At 68.0% G+C, this 20,246-nt stretch carries 19 protein-coding genes; 11 read left to right on the top strand and 8 right to left on the bottom strand.

Annotated features, from left to right (window positions below):
- Positions 1 to 19: 19 nt before the first annotated feature.
- The 5 genes from hemQ to ABZY89_RS01885 all read left to right on the top strand — a co-directional run bounded on the left by hemQ (position 20) and on the right by ABZY89_RS01885 (position 6,599).
- Complete coding sequence (gene hemQ / locus ABZY89_RS01905; protein ID WP_350660553.1) at positions 20 to 739, top strand: hydrogen peroxide-dependent heme synthase; 720 nt, start codon at positions 20 to 22, stop codon at positions 737 to 739.
- A 162-nt stretch (positions 740 to 901) separates the two neighbouring features.
- Positions 902 to 1,609: a hypothetical protein gene (locus ABZY89_RS01900; protein WP_183544253.1), complete on the top strand. Its 708-nt coding sequence runs from the start codon at positions 902 to 904 to the stop codon at positions 1,607 to 1,609.
- A 10-nt stretch (positions 1,610 to 1,619) separates the two neighbouring features.
- Positions 1,620 to 5,345, top strand: coding sequence for an RHS repeat-associated core domain-containing protein (locus ABZY89_RS01895; protein ID WP_355224202.1), 3,726 nt, complete (start codon positions 1,620 to 1,622; stop codon positions 5,343 to 5,345).
- Between the two features lie 9 nt (positions 5,346 to 5,354).
- Complete coding sequence (locus ABZY89_RS01890) at positions 5,355 to 5,927, top strand: hypothetical protein (RefSeq protein WP_355224200.1); 573 nt, start codon at positions 5,355 to 5,357, stop codon at positions 5,925 to 5,927.
- Between the two features lie 12 nt (positions 5,928 to 5,939).
- Positions 5,940 to 6,599, top strand: a complete 660-nt coding sequence (locus ABZY89_RS01885; protein WP_355224198.1) for an Imm52 family immunity protein — start codon at positions 5,940 to 5,942, stop codon at positions 6,597 to 6,599.
- Between the two features lie 38 nt (positions 6,600 to 6,637).
- Here the strand turns inward: ABZY89_RS01885 and ABZY89_RS01880 are convergent, their stop codons facing one another.
- Positions 6,638 to 7,918: a solute carrier family 23 protein gene (locus ABZY89_RS01880; RefSeq protein WP_355224196.1), complete on the bottom strand. Its 1,281-nt coding sequence runs from the start codon at positions 7,916 to 7,918 to the stop codon at positions 6,638 to 6,640.
- Between the two features lie 103 nt (positions 7,919 to 8,021).
- Here ABZY89_RS01880 and ABZY89_RS01875 point away from each other — a divergent pair, with 103 nt between their 5' ends.
- Complete coding sequence (locus tag ABZY89_RS01875) at positions 8,022 to 8,786, top strand: LLM class F420-dependent oxidoreductase (protein WP_355224194.1); 765 nt, start codon at positions 8,022 to 8,024, stop codon at positions 8,784 to 8,786.
- A 3-nt stretch (positions 8,787 to 8,789) separates the two neighbouring features.
- Here ABZY89_RS01875 and ABZY89_RS01870 read toward each other — a convergent pair whose 3' ends face one another.
- The 3 genes from ABZY89_RS01870 to msrB are packed head-to-tail and all read right to left on the bottom strand — an operon-like array spanning position 8,790 to position 10,819.
- Positions 8,790 to 9,683: an aminotransferase class IV gene (locus ABZY89_RS01870; protein WP_355224192.1), complete on the bottom strand. Its 894-nt coding sequence runs from the start codon at positions 9,681 to 9,683 to the stop codon at positions 8,790 to 8,792.
- The gene (locus ABZY89_RS01865) at positions 9,683 to 10,378 is read right to left on the bottom strand and encodes an HAD family hydrolase (protein WP_355224535.1); all 696 of its coding nucleotides are present in this window, start codon (positions 10,376 to 10,378) and stop codon (positions 9,683 to 9,685) included. The genes ABZY89_RS01870 and ABZY89_RS01865 overlap by 1 nt, the downstream gene beginning before the upstream one ends.
- A gap of 36 nt (positions 10,379 to 10,414) precedes the next feature.
- Complete coding sequence (msrB, locus tag ABZY89_RS01860) at positions 10,415 to 10,819, bottom strand: peptide-methionine (R)-S-oxide reductase MsrB (protein ID WP_355224191.1); 405 nt, start codon at positions 10,817 to 10,819, stop codon at positions 10,415 to 10,417.
- 97 nt (positions 10,820 to 10,916) lie between these two features.
- Between msrB and ABZY89_RS01855 the strand changes: the two genes are divergently transcribed.
- Positions 10,917 to 11,357 carry a cysteine dioxygenase family protein gene (locus tag ABZY89_RS01855; RefSeq protein ID WP_355224189.1) on the top strand — a complete coding sequence of 147 codons (441 nt, stop codon included), beginning with the start codon at positions 10,917 to 10,919 and terminating at the stop codon, positions 11,355 to 11,357.
- A 3-nt stretch (positions 11,358 to 11,360) separates the two neighbouring features.
- On the opposite strand, the gene ABZY89_RS01850 is transcribed toward ABZY89_RS01855, so the two are convergent.
- From ABZY89_RS01850 to ABZY89_RS01840, 3 genes are all read right to left on the bottom strand, one after another.
- Positions 11,361 to 12,656 carry a GNAT family N-acetyltransferase gene (locus tag ABZY89_RS01850; protein WP_355224188.1) on the bottom strand — a complete coding sequence of 432 codons (1,296 nt, stop codon included), beginning with the start codon at positions 12,654 to 12,656 and terminating at the stop codon, positions 11,361 to 11,363.
- 40 nt (positions 12,657 to 12,696) lie between these two features.
- On the bottom strand, positions 12,697 to 13,587 hold the full coding sequence (locus ABZY89_RS01845; RefSeq protein ID WP_355224186.1) for a DUF4349 domain-containing protein: 891 nt from the start codon (positions 13,585 to 13,587) through the stop codon (positions 12,697 to 12,699).
- 124 nt (positions 13,588 to 13,711) lie between these two features.
- Positions 13,712 to 14,977: a hypothetical protein gene (locus ABZY89_RS01840; protein ID WP_355224185.1), complete on the bottom strand. Its 1,266-nt coding sequence runs from the start codon at positions 14,975 to 14,977 to the stop codon at positions 13,712 to 13,714.
- Between the two features lie 141 nt (positions 14,978 to 15,118).
- Here ABZY89_RS01840 and ABZY89_RS01835 point away from each other — a divergent pair, with 141 nt between their 5' ends.
- The 4 genes from ABZY89_RS01835 (at position 15,119) to ABZY89_RS01820 (ending at position 19,513) form a co-directional block, all read left to right on the top strand.
- Positions 15,119 to 16,213 (top strand): DNA polymerase domain-containing protein, encoded by a 1,095-nt coding sequence (locus ABZY89_RS01835; RefSeq protein ID WP_355224183.1) that lies wholly within the window; start codon positions 15,119 to 15,121, stop codon positions 16,211 to 16,213.
- Between the two features lie 116 nt (positions 16,214 to 16,329).
- On the top strand, positions 16,330 to 17,211 hold the full coding sequence (locus ABZY89_RS01830; protein ID WP_355224181.1) for a polyphosphate polymerase domain-containing protein: 882 nt from the start codon (positions 16,330 to 16,332) through the stop codon (positions 17,209 to 17,211).
- A 32-nt stretch (positions 17,212 to 17,243) separates the two neighbouring features.
- Positions 17,244 to 17,921, top strand: a complete 678-nt coding sequence (locus ABZY89_RS01825) for a DUF4956 domain-containing protein (protein WP_355224179.1) — start codon at positions 17,244 to 17,246, stop codon at positions 17,919 to 17,921.
- Entirely contained in the window at positions 17,921 to 19,513 is a 1,593-nt protein-coding gene (locus ABZY89_RS01820) for a CotH kinase family protein (RefSeq protein ID WP_355224177.1), read from the top strand. The genes ABZY89_RS01825 and ABZY89_RS01820 overlap by 1 nt, the downstream gene beginning before the upstream one ends.
- Before the next feature lie 208 nt (positions 19,514 to 19,721).
- On the opposite strand, the gene ABZY89_RS01815 is transcribed toward ABZY89_RS01820, so the two are convergent.
- On the bottom strand, positions 19,722 to 20,246 hold the full coding sequence (locus tag ABZY89_RS01815) for a hypothetical protein (protein ID WP_355224176.1): 525 nt from the start codon (positions 20,244 to 20,246) through the stop codon (positions 19,722 to 19,724).

Genomic DNA, 20,246 nt, shown 5'->3' with positions numbered 1-20,246 from the left:
GTAGCGCAAAATAGGGGGCATGACCGACCCGCAGGCCGACATCAAGTCCAACGCAGCCAAGATCAACGAGCTCAACGACACGATCCGCTACACGATGTGGTCGGTCTTCTCCCTCGAGGAGACCCTCGGCGACGCCGACCGCAAGGCCGAGGCGGTCGAGGTCGAGGAGCTCTTCGCCGCCTTCGCGGGCGAGGACATCGTGGTGCGCGGCACCTACGACGTGGCCGGCCTGCGCGCCGACGCAGACGTGATGTTCTGGCTGCACGCGGAGTCCTCCGACAAGCTCCAGTCGGCCTACCACCGCCTGCGCCGCACCGCCTTCGGCGGCCGGCTCGTGCCGGTCTGGTCGCAGATGGCGCTGCACCGCCCGGCCGAGTTCAACCGGAGCCACCTGCCCGCGTTCCTCGCCGACGAGCGCACCCACGACTACGTCGCGGTCTACCCGTTCATCCGCTCCTACGAGTGGTATCTCCTCGATGACAAGGAGCGCCGCCGCCTCCTCGCCGAGCACGGCCAGATGGCGCGCGACTACCCCGACGTGCGGGCCAACACCGTCCCGTCCTTCGCCCTCGGTGACTACGAGTGGATGCTGGCCTTCGAGGCCGACGACCTCTCCCGCATCGTCGACCTGATGCGTCACCTCCGCGGCTCCGAGACCCGCCGTCACGTACGCGAAGAGGTGCCCTTCTACACCGGCGCTCGCGTCGAGATCGGCGACCTCCTGGAGCGCCTTCCCTGACGAATACCTGACCGGTCGGAACATCTCGGAAATTCCCTGTCCGGCCTCGTGAGTCTCCACTAACCTCATCTGTCGCGGTGGCTCCTGCTCGGGTTCGTGTGCCGATCCCGTCATGGGCTCATGACATGTCCGCATGACGACGGGGAGGGCTGAGACGTGGGGATGACCATCCCTGGGGAGTTGGATTTCGTACTCGACCTGCTCGGGTACGAGTGGCCGAACGTCAACGAGGACGCGGTCCGCGATGCCGCACAGCTGCTGCGAGGTCTGGAGTCAGACCTTCGCGGCACGCTCGACGAGCTGGAGATCCGAGTCAACGAGCTCGGCGACGGGGCCACGGCACAGTCGGTGAATGCGCTGATCAGGGCGTGGACCGATAACCGGACGGCCAACATGGACGGGTTGCTCGACGCACTGCCCGGGGTCGCAACGGGGATCGATGTCGCCGCTGACGCGATCGTTGCGCTGAAGATGAAGGTCATTGCCGAACTGACGATCACGGCGGCACAGATCGCTGCAGCCGCCGCGACCGCTGTGGTCACGGGAGGCCTCAGCGTAGTCGGCAACGCAGCGATCATCGCCGCTCGGAAGAAGGCGCTCGATATCGCCACCGACATCGCGATGGAAGGGGTGATGGGTGAGGTCGCAAGCATGGTGACCGAGCCACTGACAGGAACGATCACCGAACTCGCCATGTCGATCGCCGAGGCTCCGATCGTGACCGACGGCGAGGCGACCGCGGCGACCAAGCTCAGCTACGACCTGATGGAGCAGATCGCCACGGCGCTCAGCGACTGTGGCGCCGACCAGTACGACCTTTGCGCCACGTTCGCAGCCGAGGTGTCCGCCCTGCCCTTCTTCGAATCCTAGGAGAACTTTGATGGCCAGAAAGATGGATGACGTCGTCGAGGAGCTCCGGGAGGCGGCGACCAAGACTCTCAGCGACGTCGGACAGTCCCTGAAGAAGAACGCTGACGACGTCGCCGACGGGATTCGGAAGCACGCGGATGCTCGTCGTGACCTGGACAGCGACATGGCAAGGTCCGGGTCTGACCGGACCGGCAGTCGCACGGATGGCCTGCCCTCCAATGCGGACGGCACGGCCCGCGAGGGCGACCGGACACCGACCGGTTGTGGTGACCCGGTGGATGTCGCCACCGGCGCGGTCTTCCTGCAGGAGAACGACCTCACCCTCCCCGGTGACCTCCCGCTGGTCCTCAGCCGCAAGCACTCAAGCGACTGGACCTACGGGCACTGGTTCGGCCCGTCGTGGTCTTCGACGTTCGACGAGCGCGTCGACGTACACACCGATCTGGTCGGTCGGCGCTCGGTGGTCGTGATTGCGGCGGACACGATGGCGCATGTCTTCCGCAATCTCGAGGTCGGCAAGGAGAGCCCGCCGGTCGCGGGTGGCACCACCCGGATGCGGGTCACCGAGGACGGTGACTACCACCTGCTGGACACGGCGACCGGCGAGACCCGCCACTACGGCACGGTCATGGATGGGACGGCCTGGCTGACATCGATCACGAACGCCTCGGGCGACTCGGTCCGGTTCACCCGCGACGAGCGCGGCATCCCGTCGGAGGTCATACACAGTGCCGGATATCGCGTGGGTGTGGCCACGTCGGGCCAGCGGGTCACCGGCCTGACCGTCACCCGTGCCGACGGCATCGACGCGGTCGACGTCATGGGCTACCGCTACGACGCCAACGGCGACCTGGTCGGTGTGGTCAACGGCTCCGGCGAGGAGATGGAGTTCGCCTACGACCAGCACCGTCTGGCCCGCTGGGTCGACCGCAACGGCACCATCTATGACTACGTCTACGACGAGCGCGGCCGCTGCGTCAGCCAGGGCGGCTCCGACGGCGTCATGCGCAACACCTTCGAGTACGGAGAGGCCAACGCGAGCGGTCTGCGCGAGACGCGGGTCACCGACTCCCGCGAGCTCACCACGACCTTCAAGATCAACTCCCGCTTTCAGGTCGTCGCCACGATCGACCCGCTCGGAGGCGCGACCAGCTCGGAGTGGAGCGAGCAGAACCAACTACTCGCACGCACCGACCCACTTGGCCGCCGCACGACCTTCGACTACGACGAGGCCGGCAACCTCACCGAGGTCACCCGCCCGGACGGCAGCCAGACCACGATGGAGTGGGCCGATACCCCCGCCGGGCCCCGCATGGTCCGCCAGGTGCTGCCCGACGGGTCGGTGACGACATTGAGCTACGACGACGCCGGGCGCCGCACGGCGGTCACGGACGCCAGCGGTGTCACCACCGCGTTCGGCTACGGGGACGATGGCCACCTGGCCTCGGTCACCGACCCTCTTGGTCGGGTCCGCACCATCGAGACCGACACCGCCGGTCTCCCACGTCGGGTCGTCGAGCCCGACGGTCGTTCGGCAGGGTTCGAGCGTGACCACCTCGGACGGGTCGTCGCCAGCACCGATGCCCTGGGCGCGCGCACGACCTACTCCTGGACCGTCGACGGTCAGCTCGCGTCTCGGCGTCTTCCGGATGGTTCGACCGAGTCGTGGACGTACGACGGCGAGGGCAACCCGGTCTCCTACACCGACCCTGCCGGTCGCACCACCATGACGAGGTTCACCCACTTCGACATGCCCGCCGAGGTGATGGCGCCCGACGGCGCGACCACGCGCTACACCTACGACCCCGAGCTGCGTCTCACCAGCGTCACCAATCCCCAAGGTGCGACCTGGCGCTACGACTACGACGATGCCGGCCGCCTCGCGACCGAGACCGACTACAACGGCCGCACCCTGACCTACGCCTACGACATCGCCGGCCAGATGATCGAGCAGACCAACGGCGCGGGTCAGCGATTGACCTTCGGTTACGACGCTCTCGGCAATCTGGTCACGGAGCAGGCCGGCGACGAGACCACGACGATGGCGTACGACCCGGTCGGCCGCCTCCTGCGGGCGACGTCTCCCGGCGTCGACCTGGTCATCGAGCGAGGCCCGCTCGGTCGGGTGCACGCTGAGTCGGTCAACGGTCGCAGCGTGGTGAAGGAGCACGACTCGTTGGGCCGCCCGACGCGGCGTACGACACCGGAGGGTGTCGAGACGACGTGGGACTACGGCGCGGGCATCGCGCCGGAGCGGATGACCGTCGCCGGCCAGGAGATCGCTTTCGAGCACGACCTGTCCGGCCGCGAGACCCGGCGCACCACCGGCGACCTCGTCCTGGAGCAGACCTGGGACCTCATCGGCCAGCCCCTGACTCAGCGAGTCCAGCGCCAGGCTGATTCCGTGCCGCTGGTCGTGCTCCAGGAGCGCACCTTCGCCTACGAGTCGGCGGGTCGTCTGATCGGCGTCGAAGACCGGCTCACCGGTGCCCGAAGGTTCGAGCTCGATCTTGCAGACCAGATCACCTCGGTCGCGCTTGACGGCTCGGTGACGGAGTCCTACTCCTACGACCCGCTCGGCAACATCACTCGCTCTGCCGCCAACGGTGGCGACACGGAACGTCGGGAGTACGACGGCAACCTCCTCGCTCGTGCCGGCCGCAGCCGCTTCGCGTACGACGCTCAGGGACGCCTCGTCCGTCACACCCGAACTCGCCTCTCCGCCAAGCCCGACACGTGGCTCTACGAGTGGGACGCCAAGGACCGACTCGCGGCCGTACGAACCCCGGACGGCACCCGTTGGACCTACGTCTACGACGCGCTCGGTCGCCGAATCGCGAAGCGACGCCACGACGGGGCCGGTGTCATCGTCGAGCAGACGGTGTTCGCCTGGGATGGGCTCACGATGGTCGAGCAGACCTCGGCTGACGGGAGCATCACTTCCTGGGCCCACGACGGGCAGCGGGCCCTTGCTCAGGTCGAGCTGACTGCGGAGCAGACAGACGCGCGGTTCTTTGCGATCGTCACCGATCTCGTGGGTGCGCCGGCGGAGATGCTGACCGCTGACGCCCAGCTCGTCTGGCATGCCCGCCGCACCATCTGGGGAGCCCCAGGCGATGACACGACGACGCCGACACCGCTGCGATTCGCCGGCCAGTACGCCGACGCCGAGACTGGCCTGTACTACAACAACCAGCGCTACTACGACCCGGCGACGGGCCGCTACCTGAGCCAGGATCCTCTCGGTCTTCTCCCGGCCCCCAACCCGAACACCTATGTCCACAACCCGATGATGTGGGCTGACCCGCTCGGCCTGGCGCCTAGCGCCTGCAAACAGAACGCTCTGGAGTTGCGCGGCAACCTGATCGCCGATGGACGACCGCCTCAGCCCGGCGAGGCCGCTGCGCACATCGTCCCCTCCACCGCATCGAACGGCCATTGGGCGCCGGGCGCGCGGGCGCGGCAGATGCTGCACTACTACGGCGTCGACATCAATGGCGCGGCGAACGGTCTGCCCCTGGGACACCCGTCGCCGCACAACTACACGCACCGCGGCAACTTCCTCACGAGGGTCGAGCAGAGCCTTCTCCAGATCGAGTCGGCTGGTATCCGTCGAGGAGCGAGCGTGGATCAGATCGGCACCGCTATGGAGAACCAGCTGCGGGTCATCGGTCGGGCAGTGTCCACCGAGCTCGCCGGTGGCTCGCCGGCTCCCGGCTCGGTGTGGACGGGATAGGTTGGACCGGTGGTTTCTGTCTACGCGATGCTCGCCCGTGGTGATGATGCTGCGCTGCATGTGCTGGTCCAGGACCAGGCGTACGCGAACTGGTTGTTCGACGGGTTCCCGAAGGATCCGCCGCGAAGCATCGCTGCCTACTGGGAGTCCGACGAGGAGTTGCGGCGTACGGAGTTTCCGTCGTTCGCCCAGGGCTATCCCGTACTCAGCAAACGGGTCGCGGATGCCGTCCGGGACGAGTTCGGCGAGCACGGATTCTTCATTCCGGTCGACCTGCGTAATGAGGGAACCGGCGCGTACGAGATGTACGTGCCGACAGATCTGGTGGACTGCTTGGACCTTGAGCGTTCGTCGGAACCGGAGGGCTGGCTCGAGATCATCCAGCGAGTGGTCTTTGTCGGGGAGAAGATTCCGACATCGGCGCCTGCCTTCCGCATCCCGGAGTCGCGGGAGTTCGTGTTCTGGAACGAGTGGGCGGCGAAGAAGATCGTCGAGCTGGTGGGTGAGGACGACATCGAGGTTCGGTTGGTCTGGTCAGACGTTCCGGGTGCGACGCCTCATCCTGATCCGATGAACATCTGATCTGGGCGAGGCGTGAGCAGGCTCGACGAACTGATCGCACGGGGATTCTGGGGTCCTAGGCAGGAGTCGCCAGATCAGATCGCCGACAAGCTGGTGGCGTTCCTCGCGGCTCTGGACGTCGTCGCTGGGGAGACCCTTCGGTGGTCGTCGTCGCGCCTGCCGGGGAAGGTGATTGCCGAGCCGGCGATTGCGCTGAAGGTGATATCCGACGCCTTCCAGCGCAACACCGACGCTCCGCATCTCGGGGTGACCCAGGCGTACGACGCGCGCGGGACGAGGCTCGAGGACGTCTCGATCACGATGACTGTCGGCGGATACTCCGATTCCCCGAATGTGCGGAACGCCTTCGTGCTCAAGTGGTGTGGAGCCGACGCCCGGGCACTTGCCGTCCCGATTCTGCGCAGGCTCGTCTCGGTTTGGGACCCGTACTGGGCCGCGGTGACCTCGAGAACTCTCATGCGCGCTGTGGCCGAGGTGCAACCTGCGGGAAAGCCAGGTCCAAAGGTCGGCCACCTGACGTACCTTTCCGCGGAGAGGGCGCGGGCACTGCCGGGTGGCTTGGACGACAAACAACTGGAGACGCTCGACGACGGCGGCATCATCATCGGTTCGGGTGAGGGCGACGGCTTCCTGTCCGTGGAGGGAGCGACCGCCTTGCAGCGGAGGTTGTGAAGCTGAGAGTGGCCCATAGACCACTCTCAGCTTCACAACTACCTCCGCAGGCGCGCCAACGCGCTCATCCCGTGGTAGATCACGACCGCGGCGATGGTGCCCAGCGCGATGCCGGTGAAGGTGAGGTCGCCGAAGGTGAGGGTGAGGTTGCCGATCCCGATGACCAGAGCGACCGCGGCGGTGAACTGGTTGACCGGGTCGGCGAAGTCGACCCGGTTGTCCAGCCAGATCCTGATCCCGATCAGGCCGATCAGGCCGTAGAGCGCGACGGTGATCCCGCCGAGCACACCGGCAGGGATGGTGTTCAGGAGCGCCCCGAACTTCGGAGACAGCGACAGCAGGATCGCCACGACGCCGGCGACCCAGTAGGCGGCGGTCGAGAAGACCCGGGTCGCGGTCATGACGCCGATGTTCTCGCCGTACGTCGTGGTCGCCGAGCCGCCGAAGCCACCGGCGATGGTGGTGGCGAGGCCGTCGGCGAACAGGGCACGGCCGGTCTCGCGGTTGATGGTGTCGTCGTCGGCGAGGTGGGCGACGCTGCGTACGTGGCCGACGTTCTCGGCGACGAGGACGAGCACGACCGGCAGGAACATGGGCACGACCGACCAGGACACGGTCGGGGTGGAGAAGTCGGGGAGCCCGAACCAGGCGGCCTCCTGGAACGCCGAGGTGTCGATCTGGCCCATGACCAGCGCGGCGAGGTAGCCGACGACGACGCCGACCAGGATGGAGAGCCTGGCGATCAGGCCACGGAAGGCGACAGCGACGACGAGCACGGTCGCCAGAGTGATCGCGGCGACCAGCACGGCACCGTTGTCGGGGTTGGCCGGGTCGCCGCCGACCACGTTGTTGGTCGCCGCCGAGGCCAGGTTGAGACCGATCAGCGCGACGATCGCACCGGTCACCACCGGCGGCATCAGCGCCTCGATCCAGCCGGTGCCGGTGACCATCACGATGACGCCGACCAGCGCGAGCAGCGCACCGGTGACGAGGATGCCGAAGAGCGCAGCCCCCATCCCGCCGCCGCCCATCGCGGCACCGATCGGCGCGATGAAGGCGAACGAGGAGCCGAGATAGCTGGGCAGCCGGTTGCGCGTGATCAGCAGGAACAACAGGGTGCCGAGGCCCGAGAAGAACAGCGTCGTGGTCGGCGGGAAGCCGGTCAGCAACGGCACCAGGAACGTGGCACCGAACATCGCGACCACGTGCTGGCCGCCGAAGCCGATCGTCCGGGGCCAGCTCAACCGCTCCCCGGGCTTGACGATCGCCCCTTCGCGTACGTTCTTGCCGTCATCGTGCAGATCCCAGCCGAGTCGCATCTCGCACCCTCTTCAGCTCTCGTACGGCGCGGTTCGCCGCCTGCCGAACGATAGGGCCGATTCGCGCGGGGACGGAAGCCAGGCACTCCGTAGGGTTGGACACATGACGATCCGTATCGGAGTCCAGATCCAGCCCCAGCACGCCGACTACGCCCAGATCCGCGATGCCGCCCGCCGCGCGGAGGAGATCGGCGTCGACATCCTCTTCAACTGGGACCACTTCTACCCGCTCTACGGCGAGCCCGACGGCAAGCACTTCGAGGCCTGGACCATGCTCGCGGCCTGGGCCGAGCAGACCACGCGCGCCGAGATCGGCTGCCTGGTGACCTGCAACTCCTACCGCAACCCCGAGCTGCTCGCCGACATGGCCCGCACCGTCGACCACATCTCCGACGGCCGGCTGGTCTTCGGGATCGGGTCCGGCTGGTTCGAGCGGGACTACACCGAGTACGGCTACGACTTCGGCACCGCCGGCTCGCGCCTCGACGCGCTCGGCGAGGCGCTCCCGCGCATCGAGAAGCGCTGGTCCGAGCTCAACCCCGCACCCGTCCGGAAGATCCCGGTCATGATCGGTGGCGGCGGGGAGAAGAAGACCCTGAAGTACGTCGCGAAGCATGCCGACATCTGGCACTCCTTCTCCGACGTGGAGACTCTGGAGCGCAAGCGCGGGGTGCTCGCCGGCCACTGCGAGGCCATCGGCCGCGACGTGAACGAGATCGAGATCTCGACCGCGGCCGACAGCGCGGAGGCCGCCAAGCCGCTCTACGACGCAGGTGCCCGGCTGTTCACCTACGGAGTCGGCGGTCCCGACTACGACCTCAAGCCGCTCGAGGACCTGGTCGCCTGGCGCGACTCGGTCGGCGCCTGAGTCTCAGCCCGCGACGACCGTCCCCGTTGTCGCCTGCAGGTCCGCGTACGCCTTCGAGAGCTGCTGCGTCATCGGCCCGCGCTCGATCGGCCGGCCGTCGAGGGAGACCACCGGGGTGAGCCCGCCCATCGTGCCGGTGACGAAGGCCTCGTCGGCCGTGTGGGCGTCGGTGAGCGAGAAGTCGCCGACGTCCACCGGCAGGCCGAGGTCGGCGGCGAGGTCGAGGACGGTGGCGCGGGTGATCCCCTCGGGGCAGGCGCGGGTCGTCGAGGTGCGCAGCACGCCGTCGCGTACGTGGAAGAAGTGGGTGGCGTTGGTCTCGGCGATGAATCCGGCGTCGTCGAGCATCAGCGCGTCGTCGGCGCCCGCGTTGTTGGCCTCGACCTTGGCCAGGATCGAGGGGATCAGGTTGTTGTGGTGGATCTTCGGGTCGAGCATGTCGGCGCGCGGGCGGCGCTGCGCCGCGGTGATCAGCGTGATCCCCGAGTCGTCGTAGACCGGTGACTTGAACTCGGCCAGCACGATCAGCGTCGGACCCGACTGGTTGAGCCGCGGGTCCATGCCGGAGGTGACCTTCACGCCGCGCGAGAGCGTGAGCCGGATGTGGACGTCGTCGCGCATCTCGTTGGCGGCCAGGCACTCCCGGATCGCCTCGGTCATGAACGCGTCGGAGGGGATGTCCGAGAAGGCGAGAGCCCGCGCCGAGCGCCGCAGCCGCTGCAGGTGCTCGTCGAGCTTGAAGATGCGTCCCTGGGTGAGCCGCAGCCCCTCCCAGACGCCGTCGCCGCCCTGGGCGAGAGAGTCGAACGGCGAGATCCGCGCCTCCAGGCGGTGGCTGAGCTCACCGTTGATCCAGACCTGGAGGTGGTCGTTGCGGGGGTCGTATGTCTGCAGCATCAGTCAACTCTCATGACATAGGGGGCGAGGCGATCGTAGTAGGGCAGGCAGCGCTCCAGCAGCGGCGCCAGGCGCGCGGGCAGCGGGTCGGCGGCGCCGGGGGAGGAGGCGGCGAACCCGGTCGAGGCCCACACCCCGGAGTACCAGTGCGGGGCCCACACTCCGTCGGAGTCCCGGCGGCCGGCCGGCCACGACAGCATCGCCTCGTCGAAGCCGATCCCCAGCGCCTCGCACAGCCCGGCGAGAGCCGCCCGCGGCGACGCCAGGATCGAGGCGGCGTCGACCACCGGACCGCCGAACTCCTCGAAGAGCGCCACCTGCTGTGGCAGTCCGAGGTCCTCCAGCGTCGGCTCCTCGCGGACCTTCGCGTACGAGGTCAGCACCCGTTCCGGGTCCCGGACCAGGAACGCGTGCGAGAGCCCGGCGAAGGCGCCGTGGTCCATCTCCGGGAGCAGGTGATGGGTCATGTGCTTCTGGTACTGCACCGCCGAGCCGACCGGCCCGGACGTGATCTCCTTGGCCACCACCCGCCAGTCGTTCGGCTGGGAGGCGAGCACGTCGTCACGGCCGGGATGATCGAGGCCCGTGGCCGCGAGGTAGGCGGCGTACAGCGGCTCGTCGAGGACCGTGCAGTCCGGCCGGTTCTCGAACGAGCGCATCAACGCCGTGGATAGGTTTCTCGGTCCTGACCACATCGCGATCCGCACAGTCACGGCGCAACGCTAGCCGGGTCAGGCCTGGTCGGCAGGCTCCAGCGAGATCGAGATCGAGTTGATGCAGAACCGGTCGCCGGTCGGGGTGCCGTAGCCGTCGGGGAAGACGTGGCCGAGGTGGGAGCCGCAGTTGGCGCAGCGGACCTCCACCCGGTCCATCCCGTGCGTCTTGTCCTCGATGTACTCGATCGTGTCGCTGATCGGCTGGTAGAACGACGGCCAGCCGCAGCCGGAGTGGAACTTGGTGTCGGACTCGAACAGCTTGGCCTTGCAGGCCTTGCACGAGTAGACGCCCTTGGTCTCGGTGTCGGTGTATTCACCCGTGAACGCCCGCTCGGTGCCCGCTTGGCGCAGCACCGCGTACTCCTCGGGCGACAGCTCTGCGCGCCACTCCTCGTCGGACTTCTCCACGTTGTAACCCATGGCTCAAATGGTACGTCTGGGGTGGGAGCACAACTCCATTGCCAAAGTCGAGTCATCTACTATACTTAAGCCCACGACGCTTCTGGAGGAGGCCACCTTGACCGCCCTTGCCATACAGCCCCTGCTGGACGCCATCCGCACCCACGCCGACGACGACCTGCTCGCGCGGGTTCAGGTGCCCGAGACCGGGCGGGAGTTCCACCTGCTTCACCGCGGCGACAAAGTCGAGGTCTGGCTGATCGCCTGGTCGCCGGGCGCCAGCACCGGCTTCCACGACCACGGCACCGCGACCACCGCCTTCACCGTGCTCACCGGCAGTCTGGTCGAGCACAACTGGCTCGGTGGCCTGCAGATCGCCGACGTCGGTCCGGGCGAAGCCCGGGCGCACGACGCCGGTCATGTCCATGACGTACGCAACGTCGGCTCGCGCCCCGCGATCAGCCTGCACGCGTACGCACCGCGGTTGGACGCGATGCACCACTACCACTTTCGCGGCGACCGGATCAGCCTGATCGGCGCCGAGCCCGGACGTCCCTGACCCTCAGAAGCCGGTGATGCAGTAGGGCAGCGGGCCGCCGTCGGCCATCGCCGCCCAGGTCTCGATCGCCTCGGGCGAGCCGGTGATCCGGCCGGCGGCCGCCAAGGTGCGTACGTCGACGCCGCCGAGATACAGGGCACCGAGGGTGTCCGCGCCGAGCTCCACGGTCGGGGCTGCGTCGGTCCGCGTGACCTCGGCCGTGCCGTCCGCGACCGCGACCCGCCAGGCCCCGGCAGCGTGTCCGAGCGGGTCGTCGACGCCGAGGACGACCTCGCCGGGGGCGTACCAGGGTCGTGCCTGAAGGGCGGTCGGCACATCGAGCACACGCATCCACAGCATGTCGTCGATCTCGGCGCTCTTGACCGCGAACGGCTCGGCGAGCGCCCAGTAGAGCGGGTCCTGCAGCGGTGCCCGGTGCCAGGAGACCCGCTCGACGAGGTCGATGTCGGCGAGGAACCGCCACAGCCGCAGGTAGGCCGCCGGGGTCAGCGCCACCAGGTCGACGACCCGCGCCATCCGCAGCCCGGAGTCGTTGCGCTCGTCGGCGGTCTTGTAGATGGCGTAGCCATCTGGCGTGCCGGAGGTGTCCAGGTGCAGCACGGCGCGCTGCTTCGACTCGCCCTTCGAGTCGCCGCCGAAATCGTAGGCGCTGGAGAGCCAGGGCTCGTAGAACTGCGGCCGGGTGACCGATCCACGGGTGCGCTCCTGGAAGGTGCCGTAGATCTCGGCGACCGTCTTCCAGGCGTCGGCCGGCTCGACCATGGTCACCGAACCGTCATCGGCGGGCACCTCGGGGCGGTAGCGGAACTTCGCGGTCACGTCGACCTCGACCTGGCGCAGATGGGTGGCCGTGCCGAACCCGAAGCGGCCGTAGATCGACCCTTCCGAGACGGTCAGCGCCGCCAGCGGCACGCCGGCGGCGACCGCGTCGGCCAGCGAGACCGTCATCAGCTTGCGCAGCAGGCCCTGGCGCCTGTGGGTCGGGGAGACCGTCACGTCGCTGATCAGCAGCGTCGGCAGGCTGACGCCGCCGCCCACGTTGACCGGCGAGGTCCAGGACGAGAACGTCGCTACCGGGATCGTGGCCGAGGAGAACTCCGAGTTCTCCGTCCACGCCCCCAGCAGCGTCACCGAGTCGGAGCGGGTGTGGTCTCGCCAGACCTCGATGCCGTCGTCGTTGCCTCGGGACTGGTGGAAGCCACGCCGCGTGCCTTCGTACCACCCCTTCAACAGGGCCTCGTCCCCGTCGAAGGGGTCGAGGCTGCGGAAGACGAGGCCGGGGTGCTCGAGCGCGCTCATGTTCAGAACGTACGCCGCCGAGCACCCCGATCTCGACTGGTTATTCCTCCGCCGGGCCGGTGGCCGGCACCGGCCCGGCCATTGGCCCAGCCACCTGCCTCCGGCGTCGGGACAGGAACCAGACGGGCGCGAGGAGGAGCAGGATGACCGGCGTCCACGGGATGATGGCGCCGAGGGCGACCGCGAGGACGCGGGCCGAGTCGCCCAGGGCATCCCAGCCGGCGCTCAGCCCGGCCAAGAAGCCGGGGTCGTCGTCGGAGGAGCCGCCGGGACCGGCACGGTCGATGTTGACCGTGATGGTCGACAGCGAGGTCTGGTTCTCGAGGGCCGCCTGCTGGGCGAGCAGCGAGTTGAGGTCGGCCTCGCGCCTGGCCAGCTCGGACTCGATCGCGATGACGTCACCGATCGCCTCGGCACGGGAGAGGAGCGTACGGATCCTCTCGATGCTCGTCCGCGCGTTCTTCACCCGCACCTCGGTGTCGACGACCTCGGTGGTGACGTCGGTGGTCGTGGTGTTGGAGTCGACCAGGGTGGCGGTGTCCTCGAGGTCGGCCATCGCGTCGTCGAACGACTTCGACGGGATCCGGAGGACCATCCGGGCATGGCTCGGTCCGTCGTCGTCGCTGTCGCTGGTCTCCTGCTCGGTGACCTGGCCGGCGTACCTGTCGGAGATCTGCTGCACCTGCGTACGGGTCTTTGCGACGTCCTTCGCGTCGAGCGCGACCGAGCCGGTGGAGATGATCGACGCCTTCGTGACGGCCTGCTTCGGGGCCGCTGCGTCTGCGTCCTCCGCGGCCATCTCCGGGCCTGCCGCCTTCCCGGCTGATTGGTCGGCCAGCGACTCGACCGAGCCGGAGTCGGCGGAGGATCCGCTCGATCCGTCCGACCCGCCGCAGGCGCCGAGGGCGAAGACGCTGACGATGCTGATCACAAGGGCCGCACCCGAGATAGGCCTGACCTTTGCTGTTTTCATGCCCCTAGTACGCCCGGGGGCATGAAAACGGTGCGGCAGACGGCTAGTTTCTTCGGGCCATCTCCTTCGGGCCATCTCCGGATCAGCTGGTCGCCGCAGCCGCCACGAGATCGAGAGTCTGGGCCACGATGTCTGCCCGCATGTCGGCCAGCGGTTCGCCACCGGCGTCCCCGTCGAGGACCGGTACGTGGATGTGACCCTGCTTGGTGTCGGCCTCGAGCGCGTCGCGGAGGGCGGTGGTGCGGTAGGCCGACTCGTTGGACAGGTAGTCACCGCCGCCACCGGCGACCGCCGTGGAGCCCGGTGTCGGGTCCTCCCGGGTGACCGGCGTGGTCGATCCGGCCGGGATCTCGGTGATGATCCGGTTGATGTTCACCGGGAAGGTGCCGGGCACGGCCGCCTTCATCGCCTCGACCGGCAGTGTGGTCCGGGTCCACTGCGGCTGCGGGTCGGCATGAGGTACGTCCTCGGGGATCGGGATCGTCTCGTTGACGCTGACGCGGTCGTTGTCGGGGAAGGTGCCGCGATGGGCGCCGTTCCAGACCTCCAGGTCGAAACGGCCCGCGCGGCCCTGGCTGATGGTGATGGCGGTGTCCACGTCGCGCTTGCCGGGGACCAGGTGTGGCAGGAACGCGCGCTCGACGGTGCCCTGCGCAAACGGCTCCCACAGCACCGGGAACACCACGGTCTGGATCTCGACGGGACCCTTCGCCGTCTGGACGACGCGCCCGTCCATCGCCAGCGCCGTCGCCCCGGAAGGGTTCGACTGGCGGATGTTGCGATCGAGGGTGAACGGGTCGAAGCCGGAGGCCAGCACCTGCCGTGACCGGCCGGACTCGCCGCGAGTGAAGGCGGTCGACTCGATCCCGCGCGAGCTCCGGTCGAAGGCTGCCAGCACCTTCGCCCGGGCGTCCTCGGACCAGGTCCGGTACGCAGGAGCGACTCGCGCGACCTCCAGCTCGCCCGCGAGCCGGGCCCAGTAGAGCGGCCGGTCGTCACTGCGCGGCAGGTCGCCACCGGCGCCGCCGCGGCCCTGCACGCGGTCGACCGCGCGCTGCCACAGCGCCTGGCCGGCGAGCCGTGCCGCAGCGGTGGCGGCCCTGCTGCTGCCGGCGTCGCAGACGGCCGTCCTCACCGCGCCGGCGACATCGTCGAACCCGGAGCGGGCCAGGATGTCGGTCACCGCCGGGTCGGTGAGCCGGGTGTGCTCCACCCGGGTGTCGGGCGAGGCGACGGTCCCGCAGGCCGGGTTGGCGCTCGCGGTCGAGGGAGCGCCGGTGAGGCCGAGGGTGATGGCGGCAGCCAGGGCGGCCGTGGCGGCGGTCAGTGCCGTGGTTCGAGTCGACATGTGGGGGTCCTCCGAGATCGTGGCGGTCGCCGTACGTTGGAGCGGATCATGCCGGTCTCACGACGTACTGGCCAGTGAGTTGCGGATGTCGTCCGGGCGATTTCGCTGGGGGAGGGGCTTGGAGCGGGCTAGGTTGGCGCCATGGCGAAGACACCGGCGGCACACGTGCAGGCAGGCGAGCGCGAGTTACGGATCTCCAGCCCCGACCGGGTGATCTACGAGGCGACCGACAGCACCCCCGAGGTCACCAAGCTGATGGTCGCGCAGTTCTTCGCGACCGTCGGCGACCCGCTGATGCGAGCGCTGCGGGATCGCCCGACGGCTCTCGAGCGCTGGCCCGACGGCTGGCGCGAGGGCATGAAGCTGGCCACCGGGCCGACCACTGGGCCCAATTCTGGGGGAGAGGGTGACGGCTTCTACCAGAAGCGCACGCCCAAGGGTGCCCCCGACTACCTCGAGGAGGTCGAGATCACCTTCCCGAGCGGGCGTAAGGCGCGGGAGATCTGCCCCACCGAGCCCGCTGTCCCGGTCTGGTGTGCCCAGATGGGCGCGCTCACCTTCCACCCCTGGCCCGTCCGCCGCGCTGATGTCGATCATCCCGACGAGCTGCGCATCGACCTCGACCCCCAGCCGGGCACCGACTTCGCCGACGTGTTGCGGGTCGCCGGCGTCGCTCGGGAGACGCTCGAGGAGCTCGGCCTGCGCGGTTTCGCGAAGACCAGCGGCAACCGCGGCGTACACATCTTCGTACGCATCCGGCCGGAGTGGACCTTCGAGGAGCTGCGTCACGCCGCCATCGGGTTCGGCCGTGAGCTCGAGCGTCGCGACGGGGGAGTGACCACCGCGTGGTGGAAGGAGGAGCGCGGGGAGCGCATCTTCGTCGACTTCAACCAGAACAACCGGGATCGGACCATCGCGAGCGCCTACTCACTGCGTCCCAGACCCGGCGCCCCGGTCTCCACGCCGCTCACCTGGGACGAGCTGGCCGACCTGAAGGACCCGCGAGAGCTCAACCTCTTCACCGTCCCCGACCTCCTCGCCGACGGCGACCGCTGGGCGCAGATCGACGACGAGGCGTGCGACCTCACGCCCCTGCTCGAGCTGTGGGAGAAGCTGCCCGGAGGCGAGCTCAACTTCCCGCCCGACTACCCGAAGATGCCGGGCGAGCCGCCGCGGGTGCAGCCGAGCAAGAAGGTCGCGTCCCACTGGGACGAGGAGGGCAACCGCATCGAATGATCGGCCTCTCGCCGACTCGTTGACAGGCTCATCACAGGTTCGGCACAGCCCGAAGACATGAACGACCGGTGAACTCCCGGAGTCGCATGAGTGACTCTCCCGGGAGGAAGAACTGAATGGGTTGGTTGAGTCGACGCCGAGGCGTCAACCACGATGAGATGGAAGCCGAGGATGCTCCGACGCAGCCCACCGGCTATGCGGAGACCGCGAGCCGGTTGCACGCCTTCAACCGCTACGAGATCAAGTATCTGATCGACGAGCTGAAGGTCGCCCAGCTGCGCGAGGAGCTCGAGGCCCGGATGGAGGCCGACCCGTACTCGCCACTTGGCGGCTACCCGGTGACGTCGGTCTACTACGACACCCCGGATCTGCGGTTCTACTGGGAGAAGATCGAGGGGCTCCGGTTCCGCCGCAAGCTCCGGATGCGGCTCTACGGCAAGCCGGCGAGCTGCGCCGAGGACACCCCGGTCCACGTCGAGATCAAGCAGCGCGTGAACCGGGTGACCCAGAAGCGCCGCCTCTCGCTTCCATACCAGCAGGCGCGGCGCTGGCTCGACGAGCGCGAAGAGCTCGAACTGGACGTCAGTGGCACCTCACGAGGCTTCGTCAACGAGGTGACCTCGCTGGTCGGCAATCTCGACCTGCGTCCGATCGTCACCACCGGCTATCAGCGTGAGGCGTTCATCGGGCGCGAGGCCGACCTCGGCCTGCGCGTCACCATCGACCACCGCGTGCACGGCCGCGACCGCGACTTCCACTTCGCCTCCAGCGCGGAGAACCGGTTCCTGATCCCGCCGAAGCTGGCGATCGTCGAGCTCAAGGCCAACGAGCGGGTGCCCTACTGGGCGACCGACCTGACCGCACGGCTCGACATGTCGGTGGTCCGGATCTCGAAGTACTGCCAGTCCGTCGAGGCCTTCTCGCTCGCCCCGAGCTCACGCTACGGCTCGGCCGAGAACGTCCTCGCCCCGTCCACCGATCTCATCACCTCTCGCTGATCTCCTCAGCGATCACTGCACAGGAAGCTCTCATGAATCTCGATTTCCAAGATCTCAGCTCCACGTTCACCGTCTTCGACATCGTGGCGTCGCTGACGCTGTCGTTCGTGCTGTCGGCGATCATCGGCTACGTCTACCGGGCCACCCACAAGAACGTCTCCTACAGCCAGTCGTACGTCCAGACGCTGGTGCTCGCGGGCATGGTCGTCTCGCTCATCATGCTCGTCGTCGGCTCCAACATCGCCCGAGCGTTCGCGCTGGTGGGTGCGCTGTCGGTGATCCGGTTCCGCAACGCCGTGAAGGAGACCCGCGACGTCGGCTTCATCTTCTTGGTGATGGCGATCGGGATGACGACCGGCACCCGGTTCTACCTGCTCGCGATCGCGGCCACGGTGATGATCTGCCTCGTTCTCGTCCTGATGAACAAGTTCAACTGGTTCAAGCTCGACGTACAGCGTCAGGTGGTCAAGGTCCAGGTGCCGCCGGAGCCGGAGTACACCTCGGTCGTCGAGGACCTGATGATCCAGCACTGCTCCGACTTCGAGCTGGTCTCGACCGAGTCCGTACGCTCCGGGGCACTGATCGAGCTCTACTACACCGCGCAGCTGAAGAAGGGCAGCAGCTCGCGTGAGCTGCTGCAGGCACTCTCCGCGGTCAACAGCGGCCAGCGCGTCACCGTGCTGACGGGCTACGACCAGACCGACCTGTGATGGCCGACCCCGACAACGTCGCGCCGCAGCCGGTGCCGCGCAAGCGCCTCCGGCACCGGCTGCCGCGGTCCTGGCGCCAGCACTGGAAGCTCGTCGCCCTCCTGGGCGTCTTCTCCCTCGCGCTGCTGGTCACGCTCAAAGACGTGGGTATCAAGCCCTACATCACCGGCGAGGTCGAGATCGCCGCCGCCGAGATCACTGAGGACCTCGCCGGCACCGTCGACCTGTTCGACGCCTCCGTCGACCACGAGGTCTCCATCGACATCACAGATGTCGAGTACGACGACATGGTCGAGAGCTACCAGAAGGACGGCGAGAAGAAGTGGGTCACCGCCACGGTGACCATCGACGGGACCGTTATCAACGACGTCGCGGTGCGGCTCAAGGGAAACTCGACCTTGATGGGCCTGCGCGGCACAGGTGGAGCCGGTGGCGAGGGTGGTCCCGGCCGGGGCGGCGTGCAGCCCCCAGAGGGCATGGAGCTCCCCGAAGGGATGGAGATCCCCGAGGGCATGCAGATGCCCGAGGGCATGGAGCCTCCTGAGGGCATGGAGATGCCCGAAGGCGGGATGGCGGGCGGACCGGGCGGTGGCGGGATGGGCGCGATGTCCCAGGCCTCCGCCGACGACCCGACCTCGCTCCCGCTGCTGCTCAGCTTCAACGAGAACGTCGAGGGCCGTGCCTACCAGGGCATGACCGAGATCTCCGTACGCCCCGGCAGCCCGGTCATCAATGAGGCGATGGCCCTCTCGTTGACCAAGGCGGCCGACCTGCCGACCCAGGACTACGGGTATGCCGTCTACTCGGTCAACGGCAGCGACACGACGACCCGTCTGCTGCTCGCCCACCCGGACGAGAACATGGCGAACAACCTGTTCGACTCGCCCGGCTACCTCTACAAGGCGGACGCCTCCTCCCAGCTGGCCTACGTCGACGACGACCAGTCGTCCTACAGCGACCAGTTCAAGCAGATCAACTCCAGCGACGACGGCACCCTGCAGCCGATCATCGACTTCCTCAAGTGGATGGACGAGGCCGACGACGAGGAGTTCGCCGCCGACCTCGACGAGTGGGTCGACGTGGACTCCCTGGCGAGCTACCTGGCGATGCAGAACCTGATCGTCAACGGCGACGACATGGGCGGTCCGGGCCAGAACTACTACCTCTGGTACGACCTGGAGTCCGAGAAGCTCTCGGTGATCTCCTGGGACCTCAACCTCGCGATGCAGGGTGACGCCACCCTTGGTCCCGACGACGAGACAGGCATGGGCGCTGGCATGGGCGGTGCGCCGGAAGGCATGGCCCCGGAACGTCCGCAGCAGGCCGGAGCCGGTGGCATCCGCGGTGGGAACGCGCTCAAGGAACGGTTCCTGGCGTCCGATGACCTGAAAGGCGTCTACACCGAGGCGTACTGGGAACTGTTCGACAACGTGTACGCCGACGGTACGGCCGCCGACACCCTCGACGGGCTCGCTGAGACGGTGCCGACCAGCGACTCGTTGAGTGCCGAGGACCTGGAGACGGCGATCAACACGATGTCGGACTGGGTGAACCAGCGCACCAGCGCCTTGAAGAAGGCACGGAAGGAGTGAGCGGATAGCAGAAGTGCCCGCTCAGCGCGGATCCCCCGATCGCACGAGCAGGCACTTCCTCGTCGCTGGATCCCCCCGGAACAGCGAACCCCAAGATACTAGGGGAATGCGAGCCACAACTGCCACGTGAAGCCGGTAACAGAGCGGTAACCTTTGGTGTGTTGCCGGTCACTTCCGAGGGTTTCGTTTGTCATGCGGACGAAACGTCTCACATGCCGCTGATTCCTTCGCCCTCGCCGGCCTGCTCGTCGAAGTTCTCGTGCTCGATCAGATGCAGCACCGGGACGTGGAGATGACGGCGGGCCTGGTGGGTCCAGTCGACGTGGAAGAACTCGGCGACCACGTGCGGGCGGGTCATGATGATCGCCTCCCGGCCATCGACCGCTGCGACCTTGGCACGCAGCGCCTTGACCGGGTCCTGGACGAGCTCGCCGTGGGCGGATGCGCCGGAGGTCTTCAGCACCTTCAGGGTCTGCTCGAGCGCCTGCTCGGCCTCGTCCTTGGCCTCCTCGCGCACCGCGTCGAGGTCGATCTCGTTCATCATCATCGCCGAGCCGAGGTATTCGGCCGCGCTGAGCGTGCCCATCGCTGACTCGATCCGTGCGGCGGCATCCTCCAAGGGCAGCAGCACGTGGTAGACCGGGTCCTCGACTCCCTCGTGGAGGGAGTGGACCCGGGTCGCGTCGTCGAGGGTGATCGCCTGCTCGACAAGAAGAACGACGTCGTAGCTCAT

It is taken from the genome of Nocardioides sp. NPDC006303, from assembly GCF_040613175.1.
Classification (GTDB): Bacteria; Actinomycetota; Actinomycetes; order Propionibacteriales; family Nocardioidaceae; genus Nocardioides.
This window is presented reverse-complemented; position numbering and strand designations above follow the sequence as displayed.